At 59.4% G+C, this 7,804-nt stretch carries 14 protein-coding genes and 1 pseudogene; 13 read left to right on the forward strand and 2 right to left on the reverse strand.

Going from position 1 to position 7,804, the window contains the following annotated elements:
* Together HMPREF3130_RS10890 and HMPREF3130_RS10895 are read right to left on the reverse strand one after the other, a co-directional pair.
* Positions 1-759: pseudogene (locus HMPREF3130_RS10890) on the reverse strand (hypothetical protein); the annotation flags it as partial.
* 40 nt (positions 760-799) lie between these two features.
* Positions 800-1,405, reverse strand: a complete 606-nt coding sequence (locus tag HMPREF3130_RS10895; protein ID WP_141737813.1) for a helix-turn-helix domain-containing protein — start codon at positions 1,403-1,405, stop codon at positions 800-802.
* 146 nt (positions 1,406-1,551) lie between these two features.
* Here HMPREF3130_RS10895 and HMPREF3130_RS10900 point away from each other — a divergent pair, with 146 nt between their 5' ends.
* The 13 genes from HMPREF3130_RS10900 (at position 1,552) to HMPREF3130_RS10950 (ending at position 7,371) form a co-directional block, all read left to right on the forward strand.
* Positions 1,552-1,761 carry a helix-turn-helix transcriptional regulator gene (locus HMPREF3130_RS10900; RefSeq protein ID WP_070429971.1) on the forward strand — a complete coding sequence of 70 codons (210 nt, stop codon included), beginning with the start codon at positions 1,552-1,554 and terminating at the stop codon, positions 1,759-1,761.
* Entirely contained in the window at positions 1,758-1,925 is a 168-nt protein-coding gene (locus tag HMPREF3130_RS11385) for a hypothetical protein (protein ID WP_168157924.1), read from the forward strand. The genes HMPREF3130_RS10900 and HMPREF3130_RS11385 overlap by 4 nt, the downstream gene beginning before the upstream one ends.
* Before the next feature lie 130 nt (positions 1,926-2,055).
* Entirely contained in the window at positions 2,056-2,214 is a 159-nt protein-coding gene (locus HMPREF3130_RS11390) for a hypothetical protein (protein ID WP_168157925.1), read from the forward strand.
* Positions 2,211-2,459 carry a hypothetical protein gene (locus HMPREF3130_RS10905; RefSeq protein WP_070429972.1) on the forward strand — a complete coding sequence of 83 codons (249 nt, stop codon included), beginning with the start codon at positions 2,211-2,213 and terminating at the stop codon, positions 2,457-2,459. The genes HMPREF3130_RS11390 and HMPREF3130_RS10905 overlap by 4 nt, the downstream gene beginning before the upstream one ends.
* Complete coding sequence (locus tag HMPREF3130_RS10910; RefSeq protein ID WP_141737814.1) at positions 2,446-2,670, forward strand: hypothetical protein; 225 nt, start codon at positions 2,446-2,448, stop codon at positions 2,668-2,670. The genes HMPREF3130_RS10905 and HMPREF3130_RS10910 overlap by 14 nt, the downstream gene beginning before the upstream one ends.
* A gap of 4 nt (positions 2,671-2,674) precedes the next feature.
* Positions 2,675-2,902, forward strand: coding sequence for a hypothetical protein (locus HMPREF3130_RS10915; protein WP_070429974.1), 228 nt, complete (start codon positions 2,675-2,677; stop codon positions 2,900-2,902).
* Positions 2,899-3,180 carry a hypothetical protein gene (locus HMPREF3130_RS10920; RefSeq protein ID WP_070429975.1) on the forward strand — a complete coding sequence of 94 codons (282 nt, stop codon included), beginning with the start codon at positions 2,899-2,901 and terminating at the stop codon, positions 3,178-3,180. Before HMPREF3130_RS10915 ends, HMPREF3130_RS10920 begins: the two co-directional genes overlap by 4 nt.
* A gap of 13 nt (positions 3,181-3,193) precedes the next feature.
* A complete protein-coding gene (locus HMPREF3130_RS10925; RefSeq protein ID WP_070429976.1) occupies positions 3,194-3,664 on the forward strand; it encodes a hypothetical protein in 471 nt (156 codons plus the stop codon).
* 60 nt (positions 3,665-3,724) lie between these two features.
* On the forward strand, positions 3,725-4,813 hold the full coding sequence (locus HMPREF3130_RS10930) for an AAA family ATPase (RefSeq protein ID WP_070429977.1): 1,089 nt from the start codon (positions 3,725-3,727) through the stop codon (positions 4,811-4,813).
* A 179-nt stretch (positions 4,814-4,992) separates the two neighbouring features.
* Entirely contained in the window at positions 4,993-5,334 is a 342-nt protein-coding gene (locus HMPREF3130_RS10935) for a WhiB family transcriptional regulator (protein ID WP_070429978.1), read from the forward strand.
* Entirely contained in the window at positions 5,331-5,702 is a 372-nt protein-coding gene (locus HMPREF3130_RS10940; RefSeq protein WP_070429979.1) for a hypothetical protein, read from the forward strand. The genes HMPREF3130_RS10935 and HMPREF3130_RS10940 overlap by 4 nt, the downstream gene beginning before the upstream one ends.
* The gene (locus HMPREF3130_RS10945; protein ID WP_070429980.1) at positions 5,699-6,226 is read left to right on the forward strand and encodes a hypothetical protein; all 528 of its coding nucleotides are present in this window, start codon (positions 5,699-5,701) and stop codon (positions 6,224-6,226) included. Before HMPREF3130_RS10940 ends, HMPREF3130_RS10945 begins: the two co-directional genes overlap by 4 nt.
* Before the next feature lie 290 nt (positions 6,227-6,516).
* Entirely contained in the window at positions 6,517-7,371 is an 855-nt protein-coding gene (locus tag HMPREF3130_RS10950; protein WP_070429981.1) for a phage major capsid protein, read from the forward strand.
* Positions 7,372-7,804: the final 433 nt, after the last annotated feature.

The raw sequence follows: 7,804 nt of genomic DNA on the forward strand, positions 1-7,804 counted from the left end.
TACCGCGCGGAAACCCCGCGCCGTCTTTGTCGCTTCCTGTAAAAACAGGTGACTTTTTCCATCTTTGCCGCTATGTCGCGTCACTGTTGACCGGAGCGTAATTTGCCGCGTCGGAATATCGACGTCTTCCCACCTAAGCCCTAAAACCTCATTGGGGCGCGCACCGGAGCCAATGAGCACATCGAGAAAGTGCAGCAGGTACGGAGCGCGGCCACCGGCTAAGCGGGTGGCACTCTGCCAAGCGCGGATAGCGCCGCGCACCGTTTCCATATCCGCCGGGGTGATGGCCGCCGCTGTCGGACGTGGCCGGGGGACGGGTGTTGTTCCCTCAACCGGGTTAGACGTCACAATGCCGATGCGCAGGCCGTGGCCATACGCGCCACGCAGCAGGACGCGCGCCGCGCGCCGCCTAGAGGGTTGCTTAATGGCCTGTAGGTGGTGCTCGAAAATTGGGGTCGTTCCCTCACGCGCCAAGAGCGACCCCATAGCCGGGTACACGTCTTTTTCCGCGTGATAGTCGTATATGTCGGCTGTTTGTGGCCGCCACTTATGGGCGCGTCCCCACTCAAGATAAGTCTCTACGAGTTCTTTCACCGTGCAATTGGATTGGGAGCCGACGCCAACGCGGGCAACCTGTTCGACGGCTCGCAAGGCGTCACGTTTCGCCGCTGTCTTCGTCGTGGCCACGCGCTGCACGCGCTTAGTCTCGCCGCTGGCCGCGCGATAGAGCACGCGGGCGCGCCAACGGCCATTAGGCATTTGGTGAAGTTGCACGCCGCCCCATTCACCGGGAGCTAATCTAATCCGCGCCATTGTCACGCCTAAACTCGTTCGGTAGGTGGTTAGCAAAAAGCGATTGGGAAACGTCTAGGTTGATCTCAATCCCTAACGCACGCGCCGCACGCACCAAAGTATCCGCCTCGTTTCTCATGCGTTTTAGCTCGTCTTTATACATCACGGCACCGGCGGTGTTGCCATGCTCGTTCTGCCAAGCATGAAGCGGCTCAAATTCCATAGCGCGCTTCAAGAAATCAAAAATCGCGCGGTTTAATGCCCCGTAGCTGTTGCTAGTGGCGTATCCCTCGGTTTCGCCTACAAACCGAAGAGCTGCGAACCCGGCAGCGTCATCTTTCCCAGGCAAATATGTGGAAGCGTCACCAACCTGACCAGGGAATAACAGGTACAAGGGGGGAATTTCTAGAGCCCGCGCTAGCACTAGCAAATCTGCAACGGAGATACGACGCCGCCGCTTCTCATTCGAGTAATCGGCGATTGCAGTCCGGGAAACCTCGTGACCGAGCTCAGCGGTTTTATGGCTCAATGCTTGCGCGCTTAGCCCTAGTTCTTGACGCCGCGCATCGACCGCATGGCCAATTTGCACAGTTAATTCACGTTCCCAGTCCATGCGGCTAAGTATATGCGACAACAGCGCGCGCATGTACGCGCAACCACTGCAACTATTGCGCGCCAGTGCGCATACGTGTAATGTCGTACATGCGCGCAATGCAAACCATAATTGCGCGCGGACACGCATAACCCAAGGAGTCTTTTATGCCGAAGTCGGAGCCCCCAGCCGCGACGCTCACGGTTCCCCAAGCGGCTGCCGCGCTCGGAATCAGCACCCGAACCGCCTACTACCTCATAGCCGAAGACAAGTTTCCCGTCCCTGTCATTCGTCTAGGGCGCTCTATCCGCGTTCCCCGCGCCGCTCTGAACAACCTCGCAGAGACCGGAACCGCAACAAATGAGGGCGAACTGTGAGCCGGCCGGCAATGACCGCGCGGCTTGCCGGCGGCATACAGGTTGACGTCACCGCTGACGGAACGACACGGCTCAACGGCCACCGCGTCAACGCCAAGGAACTAGAGACAGTGATAGATCTGCTTGCTCTCGCAGCGCGCCTAATGGCCGTAGCCAACGACTGAAAAACAAACCCCCAGAAACAGCGAAACCCGCCGCCCCTTTAACACTGCTAATGCCTTTGGACTGGAAACCAGCAGAGAAAAAAGGGGCGAACGGGTGCCGTCTACGCAATCCACGAAAAGAGGAACTGCAATGAACACCATACCAGCACCCCGCGTTCACCGGTCTACCTGCGCATACGTCCCCACCGCTAAGGCGTGGGAGGAACTGGAACAGCTCGAACTATTCGCCGTCGACCTATTGGAAAACCTCGACACCGCCGCTTTGATTGGAAAGGAAACCCGGGAATGAACTTCACTGAATACGACTTCGCCGACAAGCTGAAAATCCGCGACGAACTAGCCCGCGACCTAGCCGACATCATTTGTGTTGCCGCCGCCGCTGATAGCGCCGTGTTCACCGACCCAATCCCGGCGGTTGTTGCCTACCGGATTGACGCCTACCAGCGCGCCGACGCGCACATCAAGGCATGGCAGGCAGAAGTAAACGCCGTAACGCCTGAAACCGTAGAGCAGGTAACCCGTGACGCTAAGTAGCCGTGATTACAGCCCCTTGATTGAGTCCATCGGTGTAGCACTGGTCGAAGCCCGTGAAACAGCTGATTTGCTGGCCGCTGAACTGTCTGACGCCGCCGAAAACCGCGATACACAGCACATCGTAGAAATTGCTGCGGAGTGGCTACAGGTCACCGAGATAGCCGCCGATATGGCAACTAACCGCGCAGCCCTGGCCGAAAGCGAAAGGTGAAGTCATGTCCCGATTGGTTGAAAACAGCGTTAGTCGCGCCGCGCTGCTAGAGATGCAGAACTTCGTCATGAGTCTCGTTTGCCCCGATATTCCCCTACTTCACGAGGTCGAAGAGGGCACACCCATAACGATGGAGCACGTAGCGATGTTGATCCAAGCGATTAAGGGCATGGGGGGCAAAGATTTAGAGAGGGACATTTCCACGTTGATGGAGATGGTTTTCTTCCCATGACCGAGCCGACACCTACAAACGTGTATCAAGCCGTGTACGACGGACTAGCCCAAGTCGCATTTCTGCACTGCTTCCCATCGATGCCGCTTCCCTTGCCGCACATGATTGCAGACCTGACCGTCCACGATATTCATCGGGCTTGCCATGAGTTCGCCGCCAAAACAGGAGGGCAAACCGCCGATGTTCTCCAATCTGTCTTACGCGCCGCACTCGTGGCCACCGAAACACAACCAATGTTTACCGTCCTTGACGGCCACAGCGTCCCCGATATTGTCTAGAAAGGCCACCGAAATGACCACACCGCACCGGCCAACCGCCACCGCCCTCTATGACGGGCTCACGAACGAAACCGCCGCTTACGCGCGCGGAATCGCCGCCGGGCTGATCCTCGCATCGTCAACGCCGAACACTGAAAACTGCTTTGTGGCGCTGGTGACGAACTTCGAAAACGTCGCTATCGGCGCGTACCTCACCGACACCACTAAAGCGGTCGACGCCGCCCCGAACCTCGCCACGATGCCCGCCGGGAAAAAGATTGTCATTGGTTCCACCACTAGGCACGCCATGATTTCCGCGTGGGCAGAGCTCAACGCCGCGAATCAATGGAGCCCCCGCGATTTCCTGGTCGGCACCGACGCCGCCAATGACACCGGCCTTGTAATCAGCATCTGCCATGAATCGGAATACACCCCAGCGTCTAGAGGTGAGTTCATTTCGGGAATGTACGAAGCCCTACGCCTTGTAGCAGCAAAGTCACAGTGACGAAAAAGAGCCGGGCGCTCGCAAAAACACCCGGCTCATTCCCACCCGAAAAGGCAAATCATGGAAAACCCGCACCCACAGAATAGCAGCACCCGCGAACTCACACCCCGCCGAGCAAGCGACGTTAAACCCGCGCGCCTGTCCTGGCTTATCCCGTCATGGCTCCCCGCCAACGCGCTAACCCTCATCGCAGGCCGTGAGGGCATCGGAAAAAGCACTATCGCCGCCGACTTCGCCGCCCAAGCCACCAAAGGCCAATTAGGAGCACCCACCCGCGTGCTCTATGTCGCTGTCGAAGATTCCCGCGCACTGGTCACCGTCCCCCGGCTCATTGCCGCCGGAGCAGACCTACACCGCGTTGACTTCCTCGACGTCACCAACCACGGCCAACCCGGCGCGCTCGACCTACCCCGCGATATGCAACGCCTAGCCGCACTAGTCGAAGCGGGAGACTACGGCATGATCATCATTGACCCGATTACCGCCGTTTTGTCGCCGCGTCTTAACCCCAATCACGCCGGAGACGTCCGCCAACTACTAGACCCGCTGGCAGCACTAGCCGAACGTCACCGGCTGGCAATCCTGGCCGTGACGCATTTCGGAAAGACCGCCACCGCCGACACTGGCCGCGCCGTCCTCGGTTCCGCCGCATGGTCACAAGTCCCCCGCAGCGTCCTAGCAGTCGCCGCCGACGAAACCAACGGCGACATTCTCGTCACGAACACGAAAACCAACCTAGCCGCCCGCACAATCACCCGCCCGGCGCGGATTGTGGACACTCTGGTGCCTATCCCCGGCGCGGCTGCTACCCGTGTGGGTGCTGTGTCGTGGGGTGAGGTGACCGACCGGGACGCACGCGACGTTCTCGAAGCCGACCAGAACGGAGACACCCGCGCCACCCGCCGCGGTGTCGATACCTGGCTGCGGGAGTATCTAGCCGACGGGGCGCGCTGGTCGACGGACATTAAGGCCGACGCTTCCGGCGCGGGGTGGAGTATGCCCCAAGTGAGGGACGCTAAAACCCGCCTCGGAGTCCAAGCCCGTAAACAGGGCTCAGGTGGGTGGGCATGGCACCTACCGGGCACAGACCCCACGCCGCCGACCACAAACGCCGGAGCTAAACCAACGGGCATGATAGCTAGCGCATAAATGCCCGTGGCCACGCGTGCGCATAATCCATCAACCAGCACAAACAACAAATTTAATGTTGTTTAGAAAGGCAAAAAGTAGTGACATGGAAGAGCAGCCAGAACCAATTAACGCAATGCTGTTAACAGACCCGTGGGCATGATAACTAGCGCATAGACCGGATAAGGAGAATAGCCGCCGTGACACACAAACGCCGACGCCGCGCCGAGATAGAGATCAGCACCGCGCTAGCCAAGCACGCCGCCAAACTGGCCACCTGGTCAACACACCACATGCCCGGCGCCGCGTGCCGTGGCAGCGGCTGGCTATTCGACCTTTCCCACCACAAAGAACGCGAACAAAAACAAACGATTCGCCACCGCGCCGCCGCCCGCATATGCGCCACCTGCCCGGCCAAACAGTCATGCCGAAAAGCAATTGAGCAACTACCACCAGGGCAACGCGCCGGAGTATGGGCAGGAATGGTGTACGACAACGGCGACAAATACGCGCCGGGCTGCAAAAAGGAGAAAGACCAATGAGCAATAAGCACGATGCCGCTGGAATATGCCCGGCCTGTTCGACACCGGTTAACTGGTGGCTTAATCCTGTGACTAGTCACGCGCCGGGGTGTCGGATTGGCAGGGCTGAGGATTCGGCGCGTGCTGCTGATTTGGCGGCTATTGAGTGTTCCCCGGCTGCTGTTGGTGGCAGGTTGCCGCGTTTTATTTTGGCGCATGAAGCCGAGCTTTTGGCCGCTACTGGTCGTGTGCCTGGCCGTCGTGTGGTTGTCCATGCGGTGCGTCCGACGGCTATCACGTCCGGGTATTTGCCGCCGGATAGGCAGGGTATGCCCGCGCAGTGGCTTAGGCATTTCGAGTTCACGGAGAAAAAGGAGACTGACAAATGACAGATGACACCGCCGCCGATGCTGTGGAGCAGGCCGACGGACACGCCGCCGAGACTTCACCGACCGATGAGCAGGAGCGACACGGAAGCGTTGCAAATCCAGACGCCGCCGACGGTAGTGACGTGGCCGACGGTGGAAAGCACCAAGACCCACGGCTTACGGCTGCTCGGAAAGACGCCGCGAAATACCGGGAGCGCCTACGTGAGACAGAAAGCGGACTAGCCCACGCTACCGCGCGGGTAACTGGCCTCGAGCACGCCGTTATCGAGATGGCTAACCCCATTGCTCATAACGTGTCGACCGCCGCGCTGGTGAAGCTCGGTCTCAATATCGCCGACTACATCTCTGACAGTGGGGACGTTGACCTTGCAGGCATTAAGCAAGCCTGTATCGACATTGCCGCCGACGCTGGCATCAACACCGCCCCACATTCAGGCTTGCCGATTGTGGAATCGGTCGGTCGTGTCAATGGCACGGCTGGCGCGGCTGGCAATTGGATTGGCCAGGCTCTCGATCAACGCTGATAGGATTAGCAGCAGGGGGAGCGTCAACGCCCCCGCGTGACCGGATTCATGCGAACAGTTGACCACTATCACCCGCCCGGAGCGGGGGCGTTAGCCGGTACGACACCGACTAACAGCAATTTCTCGTACACGTACACCGTCGTGCGGAATGCACTCCCGCCCCGGGCGTTTGCATACCCCAAGGGGCACCGACCGCCACCGCCCCCTACAGGCTTGACCACGGGGCACCCCGGCGACACAGGCAGGAGGGTGCAGCCCCGCGCGCCAACCTCAATAGGAGGGGCAACCCAATGCCAAGCTTCACATCTAACGACGCGCTACAAGGCAGCGCACTACTGACCCCGGACGTCGTGGCCACCGTCATTGAAAAGCCCGTGATGGAACAGTCACTAGCCGCGCTGCTCTCGCAGCAGATGCAGACCGGCAGCGAGTCCGTCATCGTCCCAACCGTGACCAAAGACCCAACAGCGCGATGGACAGCAGAGGGCGCGGAAATCACAACCGACGACATGGAAATGAAGCCGCTGGTTATCCGACCGGCAAAGGTCGCAGGTCTCACCGTGGTCACACGTGAGCTCGCAGACGATTCCAGCGCAGACGCCGCGAACCTCGTCGGTGCAGGACTGACACGCGACATCATTCGACAGATTGACGCCGCATACTTCGGCGCGCTCGAATCACCAGCGCCAAGCGGTCTTGCAGCACTGGACGGCACAACCGAAATCAAGGCAGGAGCCGCATTCTCAAGCCTTGACCCATTCATTGACGCCATGCAGGCCGCGCAGTCTCAAGGCCACCCGCTGACCGCTTACGCCGCCAACCCCGCCGACGCCGCAGCGCTGGCCAAGATCAAGAAGGCAACAGGCAGCGCCGAACGGCTGCTAACCACCGAACGCGACGCCACCGGCCAACTGGTGCGCCACATCGATGGTGTGCCGCTGATGGCCACGCCACACGTCGAACAAGGCACGATTTGGGGTGTACCGTCGACAACCTCAATCTTCGTACGACGCACCGACACCCGCGTTGAAGTAAGCGACCAAACCTATTTCAGCTCTGACCGCATCGCCATTCGCGCAATCATGCGGGTTGGTTGGGGCATCATCAACCCGGCCGCAATCATCAAACTGACCGCCGCCGAATAGGCGACCCAGGGGAGGGAACCCTGTCCCCAAACACGAAAGCAAAAGGGGCACTGCATTGCCTGGATACCTCCCCTGACCTGCGAAAACGTGCCGGGACGAATTAGGGACAGCCTATTAAAAACCAGGACAAGCAGACCCCAATCAATCGCCCGCCGACACCCCACCGACAAAGGTGGGGACGCGCCGGGCTGTAGGTGTCAGACCTGCAAAGATGCGGAATAGGTCTATATACCCTCATCTTCCTTATCTTTGTATCTTCACAGGTCACAGGGTGTTTCTTTGGTCTTATCTTCCTTACCTTTGCCCTTATCTTTCGTTGACCTGCGGAAACGTCCAAAAAGGGAACAAAAAGGGAACAGCCCCCGGTAGTCGAACTATCAAAGTCCGTCTACCAGGGGCTTTTGTGCGCCATCAGGGACTCGAACCCCGAACC

Origin of the sequence: Corynebacterium sp. HMSC14B06 (assembly GCF_001807075.1) — a bacterium.
Taxonomy (GTDB): Bacteria; Actinomycetota; Actinomycetes; order Mycobacteriales; family Mycobacteriaceae; genus Corynebacterium; species Corynebacterium jeikeium_D.

Coding starts and splice junctions, on each gene's coding strand:
- HMPREF3130_RS10895 (WP_141737813.1), bottom strand. CDS start 1,405: ATGGACTGGGAACGTGAATTAACTGTGCAAATTGGCCATGCGGTCGAT.
- HMPREF3130_RS10900 (WP_070429971.1), top strand. CDS start 1,552: ATGCCGAAGTCGGAGCCCCCAGCCGCGACGCTCACGGTTCCCCAAGCG.
- HMPREF3130_RS11390 (WP_168157925.1), top strand. CDS start 2,056: ATGAACACCATACCAGCACCCCGCGTTCACCGGTCTACCTGCGCATAC.
- HMPREF3130_RS10905 (WP_070429972.1), top strand. CDS start 2,211: ATGAACTTCACTGAATACGACTTCGCCGACAAGCTGAAAATCCGCGAC.
- HMPREF3130_RS10915 (WP_070429974.1), top strand. CDS start 2,675: ATGTCCCGATTGGTTGAAAACAGCGTTAGTCGCGCCGCGCTGCTAGAG.
- HMPREF3130_RS10920 (WP_070429975.1), top strand. CDS start 2,899: ATGACCGAGCCGACACCTACAAACGTGTATCAAGCCGTGTACGACGGA.
- HMPREF3130_RS10925 (WP_070429976.1), top strand. CDS start 3,194: ATGACCACACCGCACCGGCCAACCGCCACCGCCCTCTATGACGGGCTC.
- HMPREF3130_RS10930 (WP_070429977.1), top strand. CDS start 3,725: ATGGAAAACCCGCACCCACAGAATAGCAGCACCCGCGAACTCACACCC.
- HMPREF3130_RS10940 (WP_070429979.1), top strand. CDS start 5,331: ATGAGCAATAAGCACGATGCCGCTGGAATATGCCCGGCCTGTTCGACA.
- HMPREF3130_RS10945 (WP_070429980.1), top strand. CDS start 5,699: ATGACAGATGACACCGCCGCCGATGCTGTGGAGCAGGCCGACGGACAC.
- HMPREF3130_RS10950 (WP_070429981.1), top strand. CDS start 6,517: ATGCCAAGCTTCACATCTAACGACGCGCTACAAGGCAGCGCACTACTG.